The sequence below is a fragment of the Streptosporangiales bacterium genome (genome assembly GCA_009379825.1).
Taxonomy (GTDB): Bacteria; Actinomycetota; Actinomycetes; order Streptosporangiales; family WHST01; genus WHST01.
On sequence record WHTA01000047.1, the window covers coordinates 16890 to 38094 of the forward strand.

Genomic DNA, 21205 nt, shown 5'->3' on the forward strand with positions numbered 1-21205 from the left:
CGTCCCCTATTCCGCCGCGTCGCTCGGCTCGTAGCTGAAGTCCTCGGGCAGGTCCCAGAACGCCCGGAACTCCGTGGCGAACCTCGGGGACAACGCCATGCTGTCGCGGTACATCTCGCGCACCTCGGGCGCGAACTGTCCGCCACGCACGCGCTGCTGCTCACCCGCGATCCAGTCGCGCACCGGTACGGCACCGCCGACCCGGTCGTCGCGGATGCGTTGCCTTCTCGCCTGTGTCGCCGCCGCGTCGACCTCGCAGGAGTTCGTCGCGGAACGCACCACCACGCCGTAGGCCGACTCCGCCGCCTCGGCCGTCACGTAGTTGTTGGCGACGTCGCGGGCGACCGAGGCCGGGTCGCGTTCGAGCGGGTCGCCGTAACCGCCACCGCCGTTGTACGAGTGCGCGAACATGTCGCCGTTACGCAGCGGCTCGGCCAGGTACGGCCCCTCGACCACCCGTACGTCGCCGAGGCCGGCCTTCTCGATGTCCGTGCGGTGTGGGTCGGTGCCGAGCGCGTGCGGCAGCGGCCTGCGCTCGCTCGTCGCGGACGCGAGGTCGGTGTCGTGGGCCGCGTAGTGCAGCTGCACCGTCGGCGCCGGGTAACCACCGCACATGCCGGCGTTGTCGAACACCCGGCTGGAGTGCTCGGACGTCGCGATGATCAGCTGCGGCGTACGGTTGACCACCCACAGCGACTCGAACCCCGTGCCGCCGCGGTAACGCCCGTAGCCGCCGGAGTTCGGGCTGATGCTGCGCCCGAGGTACACCATGGGCATGTCCTGTTCCCAGATCTCCATGTTGCCCATGTCGGACTCCGGGTTCCAGCCGACGTACGCGGTGTCGAGCCCGTCCTTTATGCCGAGCGCCCCGCTGCCCGCCGCAGCGCACTCGAACAGCGCGATGCCGAACATGCTGCCGTACTGGCTCTGTCCGCCCATCTCGATCATCGGGCTGTTCACCTGGCCGACGAACACTTCCTCCTTGTAGCCACGGCCGAGGAAGCCACGGCTGAGCATCCGTTGGAAGCACCCGAACGCGGGTAACAGCAACGCCCACGAGGTCGCGGTCGCCGCCGTCTCGACCTGCGGGTTGGTCCAGGTGCCTGGCGGCAGGTTCATGTCGGTGGCGAGCCACGCACCGTCGTTCACCTTGCCGTCGAAGTTCATGTGCTGGGTCAGCGTGACGAACAGCCCACCGTCCATGCCCGCGGGGGTGCAGTTCATCGAGTGGTAGCCCCACGAGTTCGTGCCGTCGAAGTCGAGGTGCAGCTTGCCGTCCGCGGAGATCTGCATCTCCATGGGAATGGCGTACAGCCAGTTCTTCTGGCCGAGCGGCAGCACTCCCTGCTTGCCCTCGGTCACGTGCCCGAAGAACGTGTGCCCGCGGTACGTGCCTGGCACGGTCAGCTGGCGCACCCTGGCCAGCTGCGCACGCCGGCCCTCCTCGATGAACTCCTTGGTCGCCCTCTTGTAGTAGTCGATGCCGATCTGGTCGATGAGCTCCTTGACCTGCTCACGCACTTCGAGGCAGGCGGCCACCTTTGCCTTCTCGTCGAGCACCCAGTAGATCGGCATCCGCAGGTTTCGTTCGAGCCTGATCAGGTAGTCGCGCCTGAGCTCGTCGTTCTCCCCCACCTTCTCCGCACATACGAACAGGCCCTCGGTGAACCGTTCCTGGGCAAGCGCGACGTCGCCGCCCGGCGTGATGCCACCGACTTCCAGCTCGTGCACGACTGCCGCGACCCAACCGATCAGCTCGTCGTCGTGGAAGATCGGCACGACGTCGATGACGTCGGGAGCCTGCACGGTTCCGATGAACGCGTCGTTGTTGGCGAAGATGTCGCCCGGCCGGATCTTCGGGGACTCCTCGTAGTCGTTCTGGATCATCCACTTGATGAACCGGCTCGCGGTGTGGACGTGCACCATGATCCCGGTCGAGAGTGCGATCGCGTCGCCTTCAGGCGTGTACAAGGCGACGACGCTCTCCCCGACCTCGCGCACGCCGGGTGACGCGGAGATGCGCCTGGCCATCTCGCGCGCGGAGACGACCATGGAGCGCAGCTTGATGTGCGTGCTCTCGTACTTCAGCGGGTCTTCCTGGCGGAGCTCCAGCTTCTCCAGCCCGGCGTAGTGGCCGGTCTCCGCGAGCAGCCGGTCGCTCTCGAGCAGGTTGTCCTTCAAGTTCGTGGACGCGTTCGGCGTCTGCGCTGTGGGCATCAGGTCACCCTTCTCCTCGGTGCCGCGGTCAGGCGTGCTCGTAGTGCAGGATGGTCCACTCGTCCACCCAGACCCGGTCTCCTGCCGGGATGACGAGCGTGGTTGCGGGATGCTCGACGACGGCCGGGCCGACGATCTCGTTGCCCGGCCGCAACAGGTCCATCTCCCACAGCGCCGCCTCGTGCCACCGGCGGTTGTAGTACATCGGCCGGCTCCCCTTGGACGCCTCGGCGGGCGGTTGCTTGCCCTCCAGCGGGCTACGGGTGAGCTTCGGCTTGATCTTGTCGACCTTGGCGATCAGCCCGAGCTCGGTGATGCTGTGACCGGCCTCCCGGTACTGCGCGACGGCGCGGTTGATCGCCGTGTAGAGCTTCTCGAACTCCGCGACCATCACGTCGAGGTCGGTGTCTGCGCTCAGCTCCTGCAGGTCGAGCGGCACCTCCACGTCCTCCAGCTGCCCGGTGTAGCGCATCATGGCGAACAGCTGCAGCTGCACCTTGGCGGGGTCGTGCCCCTCCTCGGCCATCTCCGCACGCGCCGCGTCCCGTAGCGCCGACCACACGGCGTTCGCTTCCTCGACCACCGACGTACGGTGCTCCGCGTCGGCGTCCGGCGGGATGGCCAGCTGCACCGACCGGCTGTACCTACGCAGGTAGTCGGCCGTCGTGCAGCCGAACGCGGAGAACGCGGCCGCGAACGGGAACGTGAGCACGCTCTTGAAGCCCAGCCCCCTGGTGTACTCGGCCATGTGCAGCGGGCCGGAACCGCCGTATGCCATCAGCGAGTAGTCGGCCGGGTCCACCGCACGCGCCGAGATCATCTGCCTGATGGCTTCCTTGGCGTCCATCTCCAGCAGGTTCGCCATGCCCTCTGCGGCCTCGTACAGGTCGATACCGAGCGGGTCGGCGACCTTCTCCTTGATCACCTGCTTCGCCAGCTCGACGTTCAGCTTCACCTTGCCGCCGAGGAAGTAGTCGGGGTTGAGGCGGCCCATGATGACGTCGCAGTCGCAGACGGTCGGCTCGGTACCCCCCATGTCGAAAGCGACGGGGCCGGGCACCGACCCTGCGCTCTCCGGGCCGAGACTGACCTTCTTCGTCAGCGGGTCGACCTTGATGATCGTGCCTGCACCCGCGCCGATGGTGTCCATGGCGATGGTCGGCAGGTTCAGCTTGAACCGCGCGAGCGTGGGCTCGTTCTCGATCGGCACGGTGCCACGGGTGATGGCGCTGATGTCGAAGCTCGTACCGCCCATGTCGGAGACGACGACCGAGTCCGCGCCGATGATGTCGCCGATGTACTTGGCGCCGAGGATGCCGCCGACCGGCCCGGAGATCATCGTCTCGTGCAGCCGCGGATACCGTACGCCGGCAAGCCCGCCGTACGACAGCACGGTCTGCACGCCGTAGCGGAAACCGCGGGACTGGCACGCTTCCTCGACGCCGAGCAGCTGGTGCCTGTTCCTGTCCGCCGCGTACGCCTCGATGATGACGCTGTTCAGCCTCGACTGCTCACGGATGACAGGGCGCACGGTCGACGACAGGTAGACGGACATGTCTACGCCGTGCTTCGCCAGCTCCCGCTGCACGATCTCGGCGATCTGCCGTTCGTGCCTGTCGTCCACGTAGGAGAACATGCAACACACGCAGATGGCTTCGACCTGTTGCTCGACCAGGTCCGCAACCGCGGCAACGACCTCGTGCTCGTAGACCGGCGCGATCTCCTTGCCGAACTGGTCGATGCGCTCGGTGACTCCCCTGACCAGGTTCCTCGGCACCAGCGGGTCAGGCGGTGCGTGGGTGACCGCGTGCAGCCGGTCCGGGTACGAGTACTCCGCCCACGACTGCAGCCCACGCCCCATCAGCACGGCGTCCTCCATGCCGCGCGTGACGAGCAGGCCGACCCGTTGGCCGGTACGGGAGAGCAGCGTGTTGAGCATGCCGGTGCCGGAGTACAGCACGACGGAGAGCCGTTCGAACGTCTCGCGCGCCGTGAGGTCCCAGTAACCGGCCGCGTCGTGCGCGGACTCGACGAAGCCCTCCGCCTCGTTGTGCGGCGTCGTGGAGGCCTTACCCACTGCGAAGCGGCCACGTTCGTCGACGAGCAGGGTGTCGGTCATCGTGCCGCCCGCATCGATGCCGAGCACGAGAGGTCGAGAGTCGTTCACAGGCTTCCTTCCCTTGTCGCCGCGATGCGCATTCGATCGAAGGTCTGTCTACGCATTGCGTAGGAAATTAGTCTCAAAACTACGCATAGATTCGCATCCTGGCACTGCCCCGACGCACTGTCAAACACGAGGGGCCGGCTCGGACGGGCCCGGCAGCGAGCAGCTTCCGGCATCGTCACGTATCGAAGGCCCGTCGTTGACATGCGATCGGGCCGCTGCCAGTATGCCGGACCAGTGCGTAGATAAATGGCACAGTTGCTACGCAACCCGTATCGGTTAGCAGGAACAGTTACGCACTCCAGCACCTTTCGCCGCTTCTGGAGAAGCCGTTCCTAGAGAAGGTTCGTCATGACCAGGGACCTGGACGACCACGTTCAGCTGGATCCGTCCGCAATTGACTCGATGGAGACGGGGAGGAGTTCGCGGCCAAGGACCTCGTCCTGCTCGCGCTCCTCGGCATCGCAGTGCCTGTCGTACTGCTGGTTTGGGGATGGCTGTGAAACCGACGACTACCGTCCCCAAGTCCAGCCTGCCCGTTCCCGTAGCCGAGCGGAACTGGAGCAGCTTCGTCCTCGGCACGGTGTGCACGAGCACCGGTATCGCCACGTGGTCGTTCGTCATCGGCGGCACCGCGGCGCTCTTCCTGAACGCCAAGATGGGCATGCTCGCGATGGCCGCAGGTGCGCTCATCGGGCAGTACCTGGTGACCCTCGCCACCGCGCCGGTGAGCACGAAGCACGGGGTCGAGACCACCCTCTCGACCAAGCCACAACTGGGTAGCCGCGGCGCGTACGTCGGCCTGCTGGTGATGATCCTCAACGCGATCGGCTGGAACACCGTGTTGATGATCTTCTTCGGCCGGGCGGCGGCTTCCGTGCTGATCATCTTCGGCGTGATCGACGACTCGTCACGTACGGCGGCGGCCATCGTCTGTTCGGTCGCCGGCCTGCTCGTGCTCGGCTTCATGGTCAGCCGTGGCGCGCGCTCACTCAGCCGCAGCGGCCCCATCATCGCCGGGTGCATCGCCTTGCTCGCCATCTACCTGGTCTACCTCCTGATGCGCGAGTACGGTGCCGCGGCCATCGGCAACGCTTCCGCGATCGAGCCGACCGAGAACCGGCTGCAGAACTACACCACGGTCGTGGAGATGCTGATCGGCGGCACGTTCGGCTGGTGGGGATACATGGGCGGCATCGTGCGCATGGTCTCGGACGCGCGCAAGACCGTGCTGCCGACCATGCTCGGTCTCGGGCTCGCCTGGGCACTGGTCGCAGCCGTCAGCCTGTTCGGTGCGCTGATGACCGGCGAGGCCGACCCCACGGTGTGGGTGCCCAAGATCACCGGTGACGTGGGTGCCTTGGTGGTGCTGACGTTCATCGCATTCGCCAACCTCGGTTCCACCCTGGTCGGTGTCTACGTCAGCACGCTCGCCGTCAAGCAGACCGCCGGCTTCGGCCGCCGGATCTCGTGGCGGAAGACCGTCGCACTCGTGCTCGCGCCGATGCTGCTCGTGCTCGTCTTCTTCGCCAGCACCATCTTCGACAACATCGGCATCTTCATGGCCTTCCTGGGCATGGTGACCGGCCCGATGATCGGTGTGCAGATCGCGGACTGGTTCATCCTCGGCCGCAAGAACGCCATGGTGGTGTCTTCGCTGTACGTCACGGGCACCGAGTCGAAGTACTGGTATCTCGGCGGGTTCAACCCGGCAGGCCTGGTCTCGCTGCTCGTTGGCAGCCTCACCTACCTGTCGATCCTGAACCCCTACACGCTGATACCGAACTCGTCGCTGTTCCCCTACCTGACCGCATCACTGCCTGCGGTGCTCGTCGGCGCCACCACGTACGTCGTGCTGTCCAAGTTGCAGCAACGGTGGCGGCCCACGCTGTTCGCCGTGGAGAAGCCCGCCAGTACGACGGCACGCGAGTCGGCGCCAACGTAGTCGAACGGTCAGCGCGGCTGCTCACCGAAGCTCGGGTAGACGTAAGAGACCTTGTGCATCCTGATCTCGTGGAAGGTCTCCACGTTCGTGACACCCGGCACGGTGGGCAGCCGCTCGTAGAGGATCTCCCAGAGGTGGTTTGCATCCCTGCAGACCATCTGCACGTAGAGGTCGGCGCGGCCGGTGCAGGACGAGATGTACGTGATCTCGTGCCAGCCCTCCAGCTCGTCGATGACCGACTGCCTGCTGCTGAGCTCCACCTTGAGCAAGCAGAACATCTGGATGCTGTAACCGAGCTTGAACGGGTCGGCGATCGCGGCGATGGTCAGCACGCCGTCGGCCTGCAACCGCTTCACCCTGCTGCGCACGGTGCCCTCGGACACGTTGACCTGGCGTGCGATCTCGCGGTACGGCATGCGGCCGTCGAGTTGTAGCAGGCTGAGGATCTGACTGTCGGTCGCGTTCAGCGGCGCGTCCGGGACGTTCGGCTCGGAATCGTCCTCGGTGTTGCCGTTGGCCCATCTCACCCGGCGATTGTAACCACGGCATGATGACTGACATGCCTGTGTCGAGCACTCGATCCATCGCGGGAGCCATCCTGCTCGACCTCGCGGTCAGCTCGCTGTTCGCCTGGGACGTCTTCGTACCGGTACTCGGTCGCGAGCTGGACGTCTCCCGCGCTTCGCTCGCGGTGACGTTCTCCGTCGGCCTGGTCGGCTTCACCGCCGGTGTGCTCGGTGGCGGCCGGTTGGCGGACCGGGTCGCACCGCGCCGGCTCGCGGTGGGCACGGCGCTCGGCGCGGCCGCGGGTCTCGCGTGCGCGGCGGTCGCCTCGTCGTTGCTCGCGGTGGTGCTCAGCTTCGGCGCACTGCTCGGGCTGGCAACGGGTACCGGCTACGCCACCGCAGTCCGCGTGGCCGGCGCGGTGACGACACGGCGCGGGCTCGCCCTCGGGCTCGTGGTGAGTGCGTACGCCGGTGGCACGGTCGTGGTCGCCCCGGTGGCTGCCGTGCTGCTCGACGTCGTCGGGCGAGCCGGCACGCTGGGCGTACTGGCGATCGGCACCGCGGCGACGGTGCTCGTGGCCGCGATGCTCCTGCCCGCGCAGGCACCGCCACGGCCAGACCCGTCGAGCCGGCGCGGCCCGGTCTACTCCGGTACGACGCTCCGGCTGTGGCTCGCCTTCGGGCTGGGCAGTGCTCCCGGCCTGGCCGCGTTCGCGCACGCGGGTGCGCTCGCCGGCGGGCCGCACACGGCCGCACTCGCGGTCGCGCTGCTGAGCGCAGGCAACTTCGGCGGCCGGCTGGTCGTGGGGCCGCTCTCCGACCGGCTGAGCCGGCCGGTGGCCATGCACCTGACGGCAGCGACCCTGGTCGTCGCCTGTGTCGCGCTGGCACTGACCGACAGCCGCGCCGTGAGCCTGGCCGCTCTGCTCGTCCTCGGCACGCAGTACGGCGCCCTGTCCGCGCTCACCCCGGCGGCCGCGGCGGACCGCTTCCCCACCGACCGGCTCGGGGCGACGTACGGCGTGGTCTTCACCAGCTGGGGGCTGGCCGGGCTCTCCGCTCCGCTGTTCGCCGGGCATGCCGCGAACCAGCTCGGCTGGCACCAGGTGTACGCCGTGTTCCTCGTCCCGGCAGCGGTCAGCTGGCTCGCCGTCGCCGTACCTAGCCTCGGTCTTTCATCACCGGCGCGGTGACCGGTCTGACGAGCAAGTCACCAGGCGGCCGCAAGCAGCTCGGTGATCAGCGCGAACAGCGCACTGGCGTGACCACACGTGAAAGATGGAGGCTAGCCGGCGAACAGGTCGGCGGAGAAGTTGCTGCCGGTGAGGATCGTCGCGGTCGCGCCGGACGGCACCGAGTGCTGCAACAGCGCGGCGATGCCGACGACCGCGGCCGGCTCGAGCAGCAGGCCGAGGGTGTCGCGCACCATGCGCAGCGCGGTCATGATGTGCTCCTCGTCCACCAGGAGCATGTCGTCGACGTCGGCCCGCATCCAGTCGACGGCCTCGGGGATGGGCACCCGTACGGCGATACCGTCGGCCATCGTCTGCGCCGTCGCCGCGGACAACCGTTCCGTCTCGCCCCGCCAGCTCAACACCATCGCCGGCGCACCGGCCGCGCAGACCCCGACCACGCGGGTGCGCGGTGAGTGCTCCTTCAGCCAGCGTGCGATTCCCGTGATGAGCGCACCGTTGCCGACCGGCACGAGCACCACGTCGAGGTCGAGCGGTGCCAGCTCGACGGCGATGCTGCCGGCCCCTTCCGAGATGCGTGGTTCCTTGCCGTCCTCGACGAACAGCCGGCCGTCGCCTTCCGCGACGTACGCGCGCGCAGCGTCCTTTGCCGCGTCGAAGTCGTCGCCGACCTGCACGACGTCCGCGCCGAGCAGTCGCATCCGTTCGACCTTCATCGGGTTGGCGTTCGTCGCCGCGTACACCCGCACCGGGACATCGCGCTGCCGGCCGGCGTACGCGATCGCCTGGCCGAAGTTCCCTGCCGACGCGCAGACGACGTGGTGGCCGGCCGGCACCTGCTGGATGAAGTAGCCCGCGCCGCGTCCCTTGAACGACCTGATCGGGTTGAGTGTCTCGACCTTCACGACGATGTCCCTGCCCAGCTCGCGCGACAACACCTCGTCGCTGAACTGTGCCGTGTCGCGGAAGACGGGATCGATCGTTCGGCTAGCTTCTTCGATGTGCTGCACGGACAGTGGCTTCGTCGTCATGACACCGAACCTACCGGTTGGCCAGTCAGGCATAGCCGACAGTCGACGAGTCACTGGTCGCTCGACCGATTCGGCCGCCGGCCTGCGCGCATACGCTCCAACCGTCGTGACGAGGAAGGGGTTTCGCATGGGCCGTCTGGTTCCCGCGCTCGGGTTGTTCGTCCTGTCTCCGCTGGTCGGTGAGTACCTGCTCGGGAACATATCGATCAGCATGCTCGGCGTACTCCCGTTCATGGCCGCGTTGTACGGCGGCGGCGCACTGCTGATCCGTGAGGTGGCGCGCCGTACCGGCGGCGGCTGGCCGACCATCATCGTGCTCGCGCTGGCCTACGGGGTGTTCGAGGAAGCGTTCACCACGCAGTCGTTGTTCAACCCGCACTACGCCGGCCTGCGGCTGCTCCAGCCCGCACACATCCCCGCGCTCGGCATGGGCGGCTGGTGGACGCTCTTCGTCCTCACCCTGCACACGGTGTGGAGCATCAGCGTGCCCATCGCGCTGGTGGAGATCCTCGCCCGCACGCGCAGCACGACACCGTGGCTCGGCCGTATCGGCATCACAGTCACGGCCGTCGTGTTCACGCTCGGCGCGGCACTCACCGCGCTGTCGTCACTGCAGAACGACGACTTCGTCGCCGCCATGCCGCAGTTCGTCGGGTCCGGCATCACGGTCGTCGGGTTGGTCGTCGTCGGGTTGGTCGTCGTCGCGATGCTGCTCCAGAAACCGGACCGGCAGCCCTCGCCCTGCGGCCCGCCCGCACCGAGTCCCTCGCTCGTCGGCGGTACGGCGCTGCTCGCCGGCTCGGTCTTCATGGCGCTGGCGACCTGGTTCAACCAGCTGCCCTGGCTGACCGTCGCCGTCTACGGCACCCTGCTGGCCACCGTCGCAGCACTCGTACGGTCGTGGTCACGGCGTATGGACGGACGCCCACGAGCTCGCGTTGGCCGCAGGCGCCACCCTGACCTACGCCTGGCACGGCTTCCCCCAGCACGCCGCAGCCGGCAGCGACCCCACCGTCGACCTGATCGGCAACGCGGTGTTCGCCACCGCCGCGATCGTCCTGCTCACCGCCGCCGCCCGCCGGCTCCACCGCTCGACGAGCGTTGTTGGGGCCCAGGCGCTCTGATACAGATAGACGATGACCGAACGCCTGGGCTTCCAAGTACGCACGGACTACCAGCGGGTGCCACGCGAGCTCGTCGAAGAGTTTGCCGCAGCGCAGCTGCCTACCCCGAACATCGCAGACGTCCTCGGGCGTTTCCGCACCGTCGCCGACGGCATCACACCTGTAGGCGACCCCACCGTGCCACTCGTCGGCCCTGCGCTGACCGTCCGGACTCGGCCGTCGGACAACCTGATGGTGCACAAGGCCATCGACATCGCCGAACCCGGCGACGTGATCGCGATCGCCGGCGACGGTGAGGTCGCGCACGCTCTCCTCGGTGAGCTGATGTGCATGCATGCACGTCGCCGCGGCGTAGCAGGGTTCGTCGTGGACGGCCCCGTACGCGACGGCGCTGCCATCAGCGAGCTCGGCTTCCCGGTCTACGCCAAGGGACTCACCCCGCGTGGCCCGTTCAAGGACGGACCAGGCGAGATCGGCGTGCCGATCTCATGCGGAGGTGCGGTGATCAACCCCGGTGACCTGCTCGTCGGCGACGGCGACGGTGTAGTGGTGGTGCCCGCGGACGCGGCCGCGGGCGTCCTCACCGACGCCAAGGCCGTGCTCGCCAAGGAAGAAGAGGCCATGCGGCAGATCGAAGCCGGTAACTGGGACCGCACCTGGGTCGACGAGACACTACAGAACCGGGGATGTGACTAGGCTCACCCGTCCGCCGAAGGTGCAGGCACGCCGGTCAGGGCATGCGCTCGTAGGCGGGCAGGGTGAGGAAGTCGGCGTACTCGTCGGAGAGGGCCATCTCGGTGAAGGTGGCGCGCGCGTCGTCCCACCGGCCGCCGGCGTACTCGTGCATGCCGATCCTCGCCTGGATCGCCGCCATCTCCTCCTCGATCAGCCGGGCCACCAGGTCGCGGGTGACGGTGCTGCCGCCGGCCAGCTCGACGCCGTTGTGCAGCCACTGCCACACCTGGCTGCGGGAGATCTCCGCCGTCGCGGCGTCCTCCATCATGTTGTTGATGCCGACGGCACCTGACCCGCGCAGCCACGACTCGAGGTACTGGATGCCCACGCTGATGTTGTTGCGCAGCCCCTCCTCGGTGACGGAGCCAGGAGTCGCGGCGACGTCGAGCAGCTGATCGGCAGTCACCTGGACGTCGGTGCGCAGGTTGTCGAGCTGGTTCGGCCGGTCGCCGAGGACCGCGGTGAACGCCTCCTTGCAGATGTCCACCATGCCCGGGTGTGCCACCCACGAGCCGTCGAAGCCGTCGCCTGCCTCCCTGGTCTTGTCGTCCTTGACCTTGGCGAACGCCGCCTCGTTGATCTCCGGGTCCCTGCTGGGAATGAACGCCGCCATGCCGCCGATCGCGTGCGCACCGCGCTTGTGGCAGGTGCGGACGAGCAGCTCCGTGTAAGCCCGCATGAACGGCACGGTCATCGTCACCGAGTTGCGGTCCGGCAGCAGGAACTCCTTGCCGCGGGTACGGAAACACTTGATCACGCTGAACATGTAGTCCCAGCGGCCGGCGTTCAGCCCGGACGAGTGCTCGCACAGCTCGTAGAGGATCTCCTCCATCTCGAACGCCGCCGGGTACGTCTCGATCAGCACGGTGGCGCGGATCGTGCCGCGCGGGATGCCGAGGAAGTCCTGCGCTGCGTTGAAGACGTCGTTCCACAGCCGCGCTTCCAGGTGCGACTCCATCTTCGGCAGGTAGTAGTACGGCCCGTACCCGCGGTCGACCTGCTTGCGGCCACACGCGGTTAGGTAGAGCGCGAAGTCGACGAGGCTGCCCGAGATCTGCTGGCCGTCGACGAGGACGTGCTTCTCCGGCAGGTGCCAGCCGCGCGGCCGCACCACGATGGTCGCCAGCTCGCCGTCGCCGAGCTCGTACCTCTTCCCCTCGGGGCTGGTGAAGTCGATCGAGCCGGTCACCGCGTGCAGCAGGTTCAGCTGACCGCCGACGACATTCTCCCACAGCGGGGTGTTCGCGTCTTCCTGGTCGGCGAGCCAGACCTTCGCGCCCGACTTCAGCGCGTTGATCGTCATCTTCCTGTCGGTCGGACCGGTGATCTCCACCCGCCGGTCCACCAGTCCCGGCGCCGGATCGGCCACCCGCCACGAGTCGTCCGCACGGATCGCGCTGGTCTCGTCGAGGAACCCGAGGGTTCCGCCGGCGGCGAGCGCCGCGGCCCGCTGCCTGCGGGCGTCGAGCAGCTGCTGCCGCCGCGGCTCGAACTCCCGGTGCAACAGCGCCACCAGCTCGAGCGCCGTGGTGGTGAGGATCTCGTCGTAGCCGGCCTTGACCGCACCGGTCACCTGCACGCCGTCGGGCATCGTCATGAGTGCTCCTCCCGGGCCGCTCCGTCCCCACAAGATAGGCGACGGGCCGGTACGAGGTAAAACGCCGCCGAACCGACCGCACCCCCGCGGCATCGCACCGTACGAACACAACCGGAATGGAGCAACGGTCTTGGACAGGACAAGGCGGTTCGCCGCCGGCTGGCTGGTCGCGGCCGTACTCGGCGTCAGCGCGCTGAATGGCTGCACCCTCTTCGGCGGCGGTGACGACATCGCGGACGACAAGCCACCGCAGATCGAGGTCGGCGGGAACGGCAGGGTGAAGGACTCGATCGCCACATACACGGCGGAGAGCGGCAGCTACAAGGTCACCATGGACGTCATCGCGCTCAAGCGCTACGACGACGTCGTGCGGCTGGTCTTCGCCGTCACCCCGCAGAGCAAGGGCGGCTCCGACCCGCTGCCCAGCGACGCGTTCAGCAGCGAGACGCTCGGCAACGACGTCACGGGCGTGTATCTCCTCGACACCGACAACATGCGCAAGTACCCGGTCCTCAGCGGCGGCAAGGAATGCGTGTGCTCCAACGAGCTCGACGACTTCCCGCTCGACCAGCCCACGGCGCTGTACGCCGACTACCCCGCTCCCCCTGACTCGGTGGAGTCGATGACCGTCGTCTTCAAGAACGTCGGTCCGCTGCCCGGTGTCGAGGTGTCGGCATGAGGCGGTCGCGTCTCCCGCTGATCGGCCTGACGGTCGCCGCGCTCACCCTGGTCGCGGTGCCGGGCACGGCCGGCGCCGAGTCGCCCTCGCCCGCCTGGAAGAAGCCGGGCGAGGGCGCCAAGGGCAAGCCCACGACCGTGCAGGTCACCGGCCAGTCCGAGTCGTTGCAGGACCGCAGGGAACCACTGGTGCTGATCGGCGAACGGCGCGAGGGCAGGAAGCGCGAGCTCACCCTGAACACCGACATGCTCTTCGCCAAGGACTCCGCGGACCTCAACTCCAGCTCCAAGGACACGCTCGACGAGGTGGCCGACCGGATCGAGGAGTCCGAGGCGACCGGGCCGGTGGACATCGTCGGGCACACCGATACGGACGGGTCGACGTCGTACAACCAGGATCTGTCGACCAGGCGGGCGAAGGCGGTGGCCGACGCGCTCGAACCGAGGCTCACCGGCACCGACACCGAGCTGAAACCGGTCGGCAAGGGCGAGAAGAGCCTGGCGGTCGACCCGGAGCGGTCCGCGGCCGACAAGGCGAAGAACCGGCGGGTCACCATCACCTACACGACCACGAAGACCGAGCCGACCGACGACACCAGCTCGACGGACATCTCGCGCCCCAACACCGAGGCCGCGGAACCGGCCGAGGGGCAGCAGGTCGAAGGCTCGCTCGGCGCGTACCAGCGGACGCTGAAGAACTTCGACGGTGAGGAAGGCACCATCCAGGTGGACGTGATGCAGGTCAAGAAGCAGGGACCGTTCGTCTACGTGCGGATGCGGACGACCGCCGTCTCCGCCGGCGAGTACGGCGTGCCGGTGATGCCGCTGTTCAGCGGCGACACGTTGGTGACCGACGACGCGTCCAACACGGTGCTCCAGGACAACGAGGGCGGCACCAAGCTCCGCTCCTACATCACCGGCAAGGGCGAGGCGATCAGGTCGGGCATCCCGACCGAGCTGGAGGAGGGACAGACGAGCGACGTGTGGTTCTACTTCACCGCACCGACGGAGGACAGGGAGACCCTCGACATGTACGTGCCGGGCGTCGGCGTGATCGAGGGGCTCGAGGTGTAAGGCGTACCGTCGGCACGATCGGCAGTCCCCGGTACGGCAGCACCCTCCGTACCGGGGACTGCGTCAGCCGCGCCCGTCGGCCGGTCGCTGCCGGGTGTGGTCGCGCTGCCGCTGGCTCTCCAGCCTGCGCCCGCCGGACAGCGCCCGGTCCGCTCCGTCGACCCGTCGGCTGGACTCACCACGCGCCCAGCCGCCTGCCAGGTCGACCGCGCCCGGCCAGTCCAGCCGGCCCGCGACGAGCCCGCCATGCAGCTCGCCCAGGCGGCCGGAGTTCAGCGCCTGGTGCGGGAACAGCTCCCGGCTCTGCTGCAGCCCGTACTCGTGATCCCTGAACAACACCTGCTGGTCGGCGAGGAAACCCGTGGTGCGGTCCAGCTCGGTCAGCGGCAACGCCCGCAGGCTGCCGCTCTCGGACGGTGCGGTGTGGCGGCAGGTCACCGCTGGCCACCAGCCGCCCGGCGAGGGCAACCCCCACGCTCCCCGACGTCGGTGGCATGGGTGAGGTTGTGGTTGTGCCAGCCGCCGGCGGCCCCGTGCGTGTAGCCGAACCTGGCCATCAGCCGCAGCCGCTGTGCCCGCACGAGCTCGTCCACGGCCTTCTCGAGACGCTCAACCGACATCGCCGCACCACCTCACCGCGCTAGCGTAGGCCCGGCGGACGCCACCCTGGCGAGGATGGCGGCGGTGCCCTCCGGTCTCGACACGTGCGGGCAGTGACCGGCGTCGATCTCGACCACGGCGGCCCCGAGCCGGTCGACCGCCGCGGCTCGGCACCACTCCGGCCGCAGGGTGCGGTCGGCCGTGGCCACCACGTACGTGGACGGGATGTGCGGCGACAGCCCGACGGGCTCGTGGTACAGGCGCTCGGGAGCGACCAGCCGCAGCGTGGTGAGCGCCCACTGCAGCGTCTCCAGGTCGCAGTCGTGGAACAGGAAGTACGTGGCCAGCACCGGGTCGGCGGTCGGGTCCACGCCCAACCACTCGAGGTCGAACACCTCGGTCGGTGCCTGCGGAGACCTCCTCGACGAGGCTGCGGCGGCCGTCCGGGACGTACGCGGCGAGCCACACCTGGTGCCGTGCGCCGAGCCGGTCGGCCACCGCGGGGAGTACCAGGCCCATCCCGGAGTGCGCGACCACGACCGGGCCGACCAGGTCGGCCGGCACCTGGGCGGCGACCGCGTCGGCGTGCTCGGCCGCCGGCCGGCCGTCGCCGCCGGCAAGGTCGACCGCCGTGCTGCGATGACCGCGACCGTCCAGCTCGCGAGCGAGCCGCTGCCAGCCGGCCGGGGACTGCGTCGTCCCATGGATCAGCACGAAGTCGGCCACCGGGCGCTCCTCGGAACTCGCGGTCTCGCTGCCGGTGCAGTCTGCCACGGGGGGCTGACGAATGATTTCTTGATTGATTCCAGAAATTGCGGCAGACTTCGAAGCGTGCCGACGAGTTCCGAATTCGAGCGCATGTTGCGCGGGGTAGCTCTCCGCGTGACGCGTCCTCGGCTGGCGGTACTCGCCGCGGCGCACGACCATCCACACGCCGACACGGACACGATCATCGGTGTCGTGCGTGCGGATGTCGGCGAGGTGTCCCACCAGGCGGTATACGACGTGCTTCGCGCGCTGACTGCCACGGGGCTGCTGCGGCGCATCCAGCCGCCGGGCTCCGTGGCGCGTTACGAGGCGCGCGTCGGGGACAACCACCACCACGTCGTGTGCCGGTCGTGCGGCGCCATCGCCGACGTCGACTGCGCCGTCGGTGCCGCACCCTGCTTGACCGCGTCCGACGACCACGGCTTCACCATCGAGGAGGCCGAGGTCGTCTACCGGGGCCTGTGCCCCGACTGCTCCACCGTAACCAGTTCCTGAGCACCCGCTGCGATCCCCGGAAGGAATCGATGTCTGAGAACCAAGCTGCAGGCGCCGCAGACGCGACCACGGAGGGCGGAGGCTGCCCGGTCGTGCACGGCGGCCGGCTACCGCACCCGACGCACGGTGACACCAACAGTGCCTGGTGGCCGAGCCGGCTGAACCTGAAGATCCTCGCCAAGAACCCCGCTGTGGCGGACCCGATGGGCGAGGAGTTCGACTACGCCGAGGAGTTCAACAGCCTCGACCTGGCCGCTGTGAAGCGGGACATCCAGGAGGTGCTGACCACTTCGCAGGACTGGTGGCCGGCCGACTTCGGGCACTACGGTCCGCTGATGATCCGGATGGCCTGGCACAGCGCAGGTACGTACCGCGTGAGCGACGGCCGCGGCGGCGCCGGCGCCGGCCAGCAGCGGTTCGCGCCGCTCAACAGCTGGCCGGACAACGTGAGCCTGGACAAGGCCCGTCGCCTGCTGTGGCCGGTCAAGCAGAAATACGGCCGCAAGATCTCCTGGGCCGACCTGATGGTCCTCACCGGTAACGTGGCACTCGAGTCGATGGGCTTCGAGGCCTTCGGCTTCGCCGGTGGCCGCGAGGACACCTGGGAGCCCGAGACCGACGTCTACTGGGGCTCGGAGACCGAGTGGCTCGGCAGCGAACTGCGCATCTCCGGCGGCGACAAGCGCGAGCTGGAGAACCCACTCGGCGCAACGCACATGGGTCTGATCTACGTCAACCCTGAGGGTCCCGAGGGCGTACCCGATCCGGTCGCCGCGGCCCACGACATCCGGGAGACCTTCGGCCGGATGGCGATGAACGACGAGGAGACCGCCGCGCTGATCATCGGTGGCCACAGCTTCGGCAAGACCCATGGTGCCCACCCGGACGACAAGATGGGCCCGGACCCCGAGGCCGCCCCGCTCGAGGCGCAGGGCCTCGGCTGGCACAGCGGCCACGGCACCGGAAAGGGTGCCGACGCCCTCACCAGCGGGCTCGAGGTCACCTGGACCTCCACGCCGACGCAGTGGAGCAACGGGTTCCTGAAGAACCTCTTCGAGCACGAGTGGGAGCTCTCCAAGAGCCCGGCAGGTGCGCACCAGTGGGTCGCGAAGGACGCCGAGGCGACCGTCCCGGACGCCTACGACCCGGCCAAGAAGCACAAGCCGACCATGCTCACCACGGACCTGTCGCTGCGGATGGACCCGGTCTACGAGCCGATCGCGCGGCGGTTCATGGAGAACCCCGACGAGCTGGCGGACGCGTTCGCCCGGGCGTGGTTCAAACTCACCCACCGCGACATGGGCCCGGTGCAGCGCTACCTCGGGCCCGAGGTGCCCAGCGAGACGCTGATCTGGCAGGACCCGATCCCCGCGGTGGACCACGAGCTGATCGGGGCCGGCGAGATCGCCGACCTGAAGAGCCAGCTGCTGAGCTCGGGGCTGTCCGTCTCGCAGCTGGTCTCCACCGCGTGGGCGGCGGCATCCACGTTCCGCGGCAGCGACAAGCGCGGCGGCGCCAACGGGGGTCGCATCCGCCTCGAGCCGCAGCGGAGCTGGGAGGTCAACAACCCCGGCCAGCTCGCGGAGGTGCTGCGCACGCTGGAGGGGATCCAGGAGAGCTTCAACTCCTCGCAGAGCGGAAACAAGCGGGTCTCGCTGGCCGACCTGATCGTCCTCGGCGGATGTGCCGGTGTCGAGCAGGCCGCCAAGAACGCCGGCTACGACGTCGAGGTGCCGTTCACGCCGGGCCGGATGGACGCGTCGGCCGAGCAGACCGACGTGGACTCGTTCTCCTACCTCGAGCCCAGCGTCGACGGGTTCCGCAACTACCTCGGCAAGGGTAACCCGCTCCCGGCCGAGCACCTGCTCATCGACCGGGCGAACCTGCTCACGCTGAGCGCGCCCCAGATGACCGTGCTGGTCGGCGGTCTCCGCGTCCTCGGTGCGAACTACGACAACTCGTCGCTCGGTGTGCTCACCTCGACGCCGGGGTCGTTGACCAACGACTTCTTCACGAACCTGCTCGACATGGGCACGGAGTGGAAGCCGACGTCCGAGGAGGCCGAGACCTTCGAGGGCCGGGACCGCGCCACCGGCGAGGTCAAGTGGACCGGCAGCCGCGCCGACCTGGTGTTCGGCTCGAACTCCGAGCTGCGCGCCGTCGCCGAGGTCTACGCCTGCGACGACGCGCGGGAGAAGTTCGTGCGCGACTTCGTGGCCGCGTGGGACAAGGTGATGAACCTCGACCGGTTCGACGTAGCCTGACCACCGGTGTCCGGGTCGGCCGCCGGCCGACCCGGACACCCCAGGGCGTGGCGTGAGGAGAGGCAGATGAGCTCGGACCGGACGGCGGAGCGGGTGCAGTCGTTCTGCCGCACCTACGGGCTTGGGCTGCCGATCATCCAGGCGCCGATGGCCGGCGCGTGCCCTCCCGAGCTCGCCGCTGCGGTGGCCGGCGCCGGCGGCATGGGTGCCAGCGGCGTGGTCCTCGACACCCCGGCGCGGATCGCGGAGTGGACCGAGCAGTTCCGCGCCGGCGCACCTGACGGCGTGTTCCAGCTCAACAACTGGATCCCGGACCCGCCGGTCGACGACGATGCGCGCGCCGAGGCCGCGCGGGCGTTCCTCGGCAGGTTCGGCACCGCCGGGCCTCCCGGCGCGGCCGCCCCGGCGTTCGAGGAACAGTGCGCGGCGATGCTCGCGGCACGACCGCGGGTGATCTCCTCCATCATGGGCATCTACGAGCCCGCCTTCGTGCAACGTCTGCACGACGAAGGCATCGCGTGGTTCGCGTGCGCAACCACACTGCACGACGCACTGGCCGCACAGGACGCCGGCGCGGACGCGATCGTCGCGCAGGGCATGGAAGCCGGCGGTCACCGCGGCACGTTCCAGCCCGACGGCGCGGAACACGTCGACGTAGGGCTGTTCGCCCAGCTCCCCAGGTTCGCCGACCACCTGCGGGTACCGGTGATCGCCGCCGGCGGCATCGCCGACGGACGTGGCGTGGCGGCCGCGCTGACGCTCGGCGCCAGCGCCGTACAGGTCGGCACCGCGTTGCTGCGTTGCCCGGAGACGGGTATCGCCGCCGAATGGTCGGCGGCGTTGGACGGACTCGCCCCGGAGGCGACGGTGACCACGCGGGCGTACTCCGGCCGGCTGGGACGAGCCGCGCCTACCCCGTACCTCACGGCCTGGACGGCGCCGGATGCTTCCCCACCGGCCCCCTACCCGATACAGCGCCAGCTCGTCGCCCAGTGGCGGCGCGGCGCCCCAGCCGGTTTGGACCGCGCCAACCACTGGGCCGGGCAGAGCGCGGCCCTCGCCACCAAGGAACCCGCCGCCCAGGTGGTGACCACCATGTGGCAGGACGCCGCCGAGCTCCTCGGCCTGCACTGACGCGACCTGCGGTGCGGCGTGACGGACTGCTGTCTCAACCAGCCGCAGCGGGCCGCCGGCCGATGTTCGGCGCCGGCGTAGTGGCTCGCCAGAGGCTGTGGGCAAGCGGCCACAGCGCCACCAGCCCGGCCGCGGACTGGACGTAGAACTGCACCACCCCCAACGGGACGAACCGCGAGATCGCGAGCACGATCAGCGCGATCGCGACGACACGCGACAACGACCTGCTCAGGACTGCGCTGTCGATGACGGCCTTCGCGAACCCCGCGGCGCCGATGGCGAAGGTGATCGCGCTCGCCGCGAGCACCGGCAGGAAAATCGGCGTCAACGTGTCCTGCGCGGCAGCCACATCTGCGCCTGTACGCGCCGCCGCGAGCGGCGCGAACTCCAGTCCTGGGAGGAACCCGTACAACGCGCTGCCGAACAGAACCCACGGCAACGCCCTCGCGCTGAACCGGTTCTCGCCCGCATCCCGCAGGTGTGCCCGGATCGCGACGAACGCCAGCGCGGTCAACGCGACACCGAGCAGCGTGAGGAGGTGCACGGCGACCCAGCCGGTCTGGTTCGCCTCGACGGCGGCGGCTATCGCCTCCGCGTCGGGCATGCGCGCGATGAACGGATGTGCGACGAACGCGACAGCGAGCACGACGGGTGCCGTCGCCACGGCGATCGCGCCGTAGCGAGCCCCGGACATCTCGTTGGCAGTCATGGCTCTCCTTGTTCGTAGTCGTGTGGTCCACGGCCTGTTCAGCGCTTGGTGCCGACACCGATGTTCGTCGGACTGCGCAGCACAGCGCCTGGCGAGCCGTCCGACCGCTCACGCAGCATGCCGTCGATCACCTGCCGCACATCCGCCTGTTGCTGGGTAGTGAGCTGGGTGACGATCCGCGTGGCGATCGGGTTGCTCGCGGTGACCACGTCCCAGTAGTGCGCCGCGGACTGCACCTGGACATCCCAGCTCGCCACCTCGACCGAGACATCGGCCAGCCCGGCCTCGACGAGCTTGGTCCGCAACTTCTGCGGATCCGCCAGCTGGAACGGCAGCGGCGGTGGATCCACCGGAGGTAGCGGTGCATCGGGCACCGCCGTCCTTACCGCCGCGAAGAAGAACGCGACCCACTCCGCGTACTCGATGCCGTATGCGAAGCACACGAGAACGACCCTGCCGCCCGGCTTCGTCACCCGCACCATCTCGGCGATGCCGCCGTCGACACCAGGGAACAACGTCACGCCGTTGACCGAGGCGGCTACATCGAACGAGTCGTCCGCGAGGTCGAGGTGTTCGCCGTCCATCACGCGGCCTCGCAGGTTCGGCATTCCCCGCGCACGTGCGTTGAGCCGCTCGATCATGGTCGGGGCCAGGTCGATGGCGAGCACGTCCGCGCCTCGCCGCGCCGCGGGAATGGCGAGGGCGCCGCTGCCCGCGCCGACGTCGAGGAACACGGTCCCCGGCCCGACACCGAGTTCGTCGAGAACGACCTGCCCGAGCGTCATCGTCAGCGGCGAGACGAACTCATCGAACCCGGGCGCCACCATCTCCCACGACTGCCGGATCTGCTCAGTGGACGGTACTTGTGTGGACATCAGTGTCATCTCCTTGCCAGGACATTCGGGCTGGCCGTGGTCCGAGGATCGGGGATGCGACGCCTTCGCCGCTTCGAACGAAACACCCAATTCCGG

At 68.8% G+C, this 21205-nt stretch carries 20 protein-coding genes and 1 pseudogene; 10 read left to right on the forward strand and 11 right to left on the reverse strand.

Features of this window, described 5'->3' with window-relative positions:
• Window positions 1-6: 6 nt before the first annotated feature.
• Window positions 7-2217, reverse strand: coding sequence for a 5-oxoprolinase (locus tag GEV07_20235; GenBank protein ID MQA04946.1), 2211 nt, complete (start codon window positions 2215-2217; stop codon window positions 7-9).
• Between the two features lie 28 nt (window positions 2218-2245).
• Complete coding sequence (locus GEV07_20240; GenBank protein MQA04947.1) at window positions 2246-4336, reverse strand: hydantoinase/oxoprolinase family protein; 2091 nt, start codon at window positions 4334-4336, stop codon at window positions 2246-2248.
• A 538-nt stretch (window positions 4337-4874) separates the two neighbouring features.
• On the opposite strand from GEV07_20240, the gene GEV07_20245 reads away from it, so the two are divergent.
• Window positions 4875-6326 (forward strand): hypothetical protein, encoded by a 1452-nt coding sequence (locus tag GEV07_20245; protein MQA04948.1) that lies wholly within the window; start codon window positions 4875-4877, stop codon window positions 6324-6326.
• An 8-nt stretch (window positions 6327-6334) separates the two neighbouring features.
• Here GEV07_20245 and GEV07_20250 read toward each other — a convergent pair.
• A pseudogene (locus tag GEV07_20250) lies at window positions 6335-6772 on the reverse strand (AsnC family transcriptional regulator).
• 101 nt (window positions 6773-6873) lie between these two features.
• Here GEV07_20250 and GEV07_20255 point away from each other — a divergent pair.
• On the forward strand, window positions 6874-8025 hold the full coding sequence (locus GEV07_20255) for an MFS transporter (protein MQA04949.1): 1152 nt from the start codon (window positions 6874-6876) through the stop codon (window positions 8023-8025).
• A 92-nt stretch (window positions 8026-8117) separates the two neighbouring features.
• Here the strand turns inward: GEV07_20255 and GEV07_20260 are convergent, their stop codons facing one another.
• Both GEV07_20260 and GEV07_20265 read right to left on the reverse strand, forming a co-directional pair.
• Window positions 8118-9056 (reverse strand): pyridoxal-phosphate dependent enzyme, encoded by a 939-nt coding sequence (locus GEV07_20260; protein ID MQA04950.1) that lies wholly within the window; start codon window positions 9054-9056, stop codon window positions 8118-8120.
• A 378-nt stretch (window positions 9057-9434) separates the two neighbouring features.
• The gene (locus GEV07_20265; GenBank protein ID MQA04951.1) at window positions 9435-9866 is read right to left on the reverse strand and encodes a hypothetical protein; all 432 of its coding nucleotides are present in this window, start codon (window positions 9864-9866) and stop codon (window positions 9435-9437) included.
• Window positions 9867-9994: 128 nt separating this feature from the next.
• Between GEV07_20265 and GEV07_20270 the strand changes: the two genes are divergently transcribed.
• Both GEV07_20270 and GEV07_20275 read left to right on the forward strand, forming a co-directional pair.
• Window positions 9995-10180 (forward strand): hypothetical protein, encoded by a 186-nt coding sequence (locus GEV07_20270; protein MQA04952.1) that lies wholly within the window; start codon window positions 9995-9997, stop codon window positions 10178-10180.
• 12 nt (window positions 10181-10192) lie between these two features.
• Entirely contained in the window at window positions 10193-10876 is a 684-nt protein-coding gene (locus tag GEV07_20275; protein MQA04953.1) for an RraA family protein, read from the forward strand.
• A gap of 34 nt (window positions 10877-10910) precedes the next feature.
• Here GEV07_20275 and aceB read toward each other — a convergent pair whose 3' ends face one another.
• Window positions 10911-12512: a malate synthase A gene (gene aceB, locus GEV07_20280; protein ID MQA04954.1), complete on the reverse strand. Its 1602-nt coding sequence runs from the start codon at window positions 12510-12512 to the stop codon at window positions 10911-10913.
• Window positions 12513-12642: 130 nt separating this feature from the next.
• Between aceB and GEV07_20285 the strand changes: the two genes are divergently transcribed.
• Both GEV07_20285 and GEV07_20290 read left to right on the forward strand, forming a co-directional pair.
• Entirely contained in the window at window positions 12643-13191 is a 549-nt protein-coding gene (locus tag GEV07_20285; protein MQA04955.1) for a hypothetical protein, read from the forward strand.
• Window positions 13188-14264 (forward strand): OmpA family protein, encoded by a 1077-nt coding sequence (locus tag GEV07_20290; protein MQA04956.1) that lies wholly within the window; start codon window positions 13188-13190, stop codon window positions 14262-14264. Before GEV07_20285 ends, GEV07_20290 begins: the two co-directional genes overlap by 4 nt.
• Window positions 14265-14327: 63 nt before the next feature.
• On the opposite strand, the gene GEV07_20295 is transcribed toward GEV07_20290, so the two are convergent.
• From GEV07_20295 to GEV07_20305, 3 genes are read right to left on the reverse strand one after another with little or no spacing between them, the layout of a single operon-like run.
• Complete coding sequence (locus tag GEV07_20295; protein ID MQA04957.1) at window positions 14328-14702, reverse strand: hypothetical protein; 375 nt, start codon at window positions 14700-14702, stop codon at window positions 14328-14330.
• Window positions 14699-14884 (reverse strand): hypothetical protein, encoded by a 186-nt coding sequence (locus tag GEV07_20300; protein ID MQA04958.1) that lies wholly within the window; start codon window positions 14882-14884, stop codon window positions 14699-14701. The genes GEV07_20295 and GEV07_20300 overlap by 4 nt, the downstream gene beginning before the upstream one ends.
• A gap of 12 nt (window positions 14885-14896) precedes the next feature.
• A complete protein-coding gene (locus tag GEV07_20305; GenBank protein MQA04959.1) occupies window positions 14897-15259 on the reverse strand; it encodes an alpha/beta fold hydrolase in 363 nt (120 codons plus the stop codon).
• Between the two features lie 81 nt (window positions 15260-15340).
• Between GEV07_20305 and GEV07_20310 the strand changes: the two genes are divergently transcribed.
• From GEV07_20310 to GEV07_20325, 4 genes are all read left to right on the forward strand, one after another.
• Window positions 15341-15655, forward strand: a complete 315-nt coding sequence (locus tag GEV07_20310) for a hypothetical protein (protein MQA04960.1) — start codon at window positions 15341-15343, stop codon at window positions 15653-15655.
• A 40-nt stretch (window positions 15656-15695) separates the two neighbouring features.
• Window positions 15696-16127: a transcriptional repressor gene (locus GEV07_20315; protein ID MQA04961.1), complete on the forward strand. Its 432-nt coding sequence runs from the start codon at window positions 15696-15698 to the stop codon at window positions 16125-16127.
• 29 nt (window positions 16128-16156) lie between these two features.
• Entirely contained in the window at window positions 16157-18391 is a 2235-nt protein-coding gene (gene katG, locus GEV07_20320) for a catalase/peroxidase HPI (GenBank protein MQA04962.1), read from the forward strand.
• A gap of 66 nt (window positions 18392-18457) precedes the next feature.
• On the forward strand, window positions 18458-19525 hold the full coding sequence (locus GEV07_20325; GenBank protein ID MQA04963.1) for a nitronate monooxygenase: 1068 nt from the start codon (window positions 18458-18460) through the stop codon (window positions 19523-19525).
• 34 nt (window positions 19526-19559) lie between these two features.
• On the opposite strand, the gene GEV07_20330 is transcribed toward GEV07_20325, so the two are convergent.
• Both GEV07_20330 and GEV07_20335 read right to left on the reverse strand, forming a co-directional pair.
• The gene (locus tag GEV07_20330; GenBank protein ID MQA04964.1) at window positions 19560-20234 is read right to left on the reverse strand and encodes a hypothetical protein; all 675 of its coding nucleotides are present in this window, start codon (window positions 20232-20234) and stop codon (window positions 19560-19562) included.
• A 38-nt stretch (window positions 20235-20272) separates the two neighbouring features.
• Window positions 20273-21109: a methyltransferase domain-containing protein gene (locus GEV07_20335; protein MQA04965.1), complete on the reverse strand. Its 837-nt coding sequence runs from the start codon at window positions 21107-21109 to the stop codon at window positions 20273-20275.
• Window positions 21110-21205 lie beyond the last annotated feature (96 nt).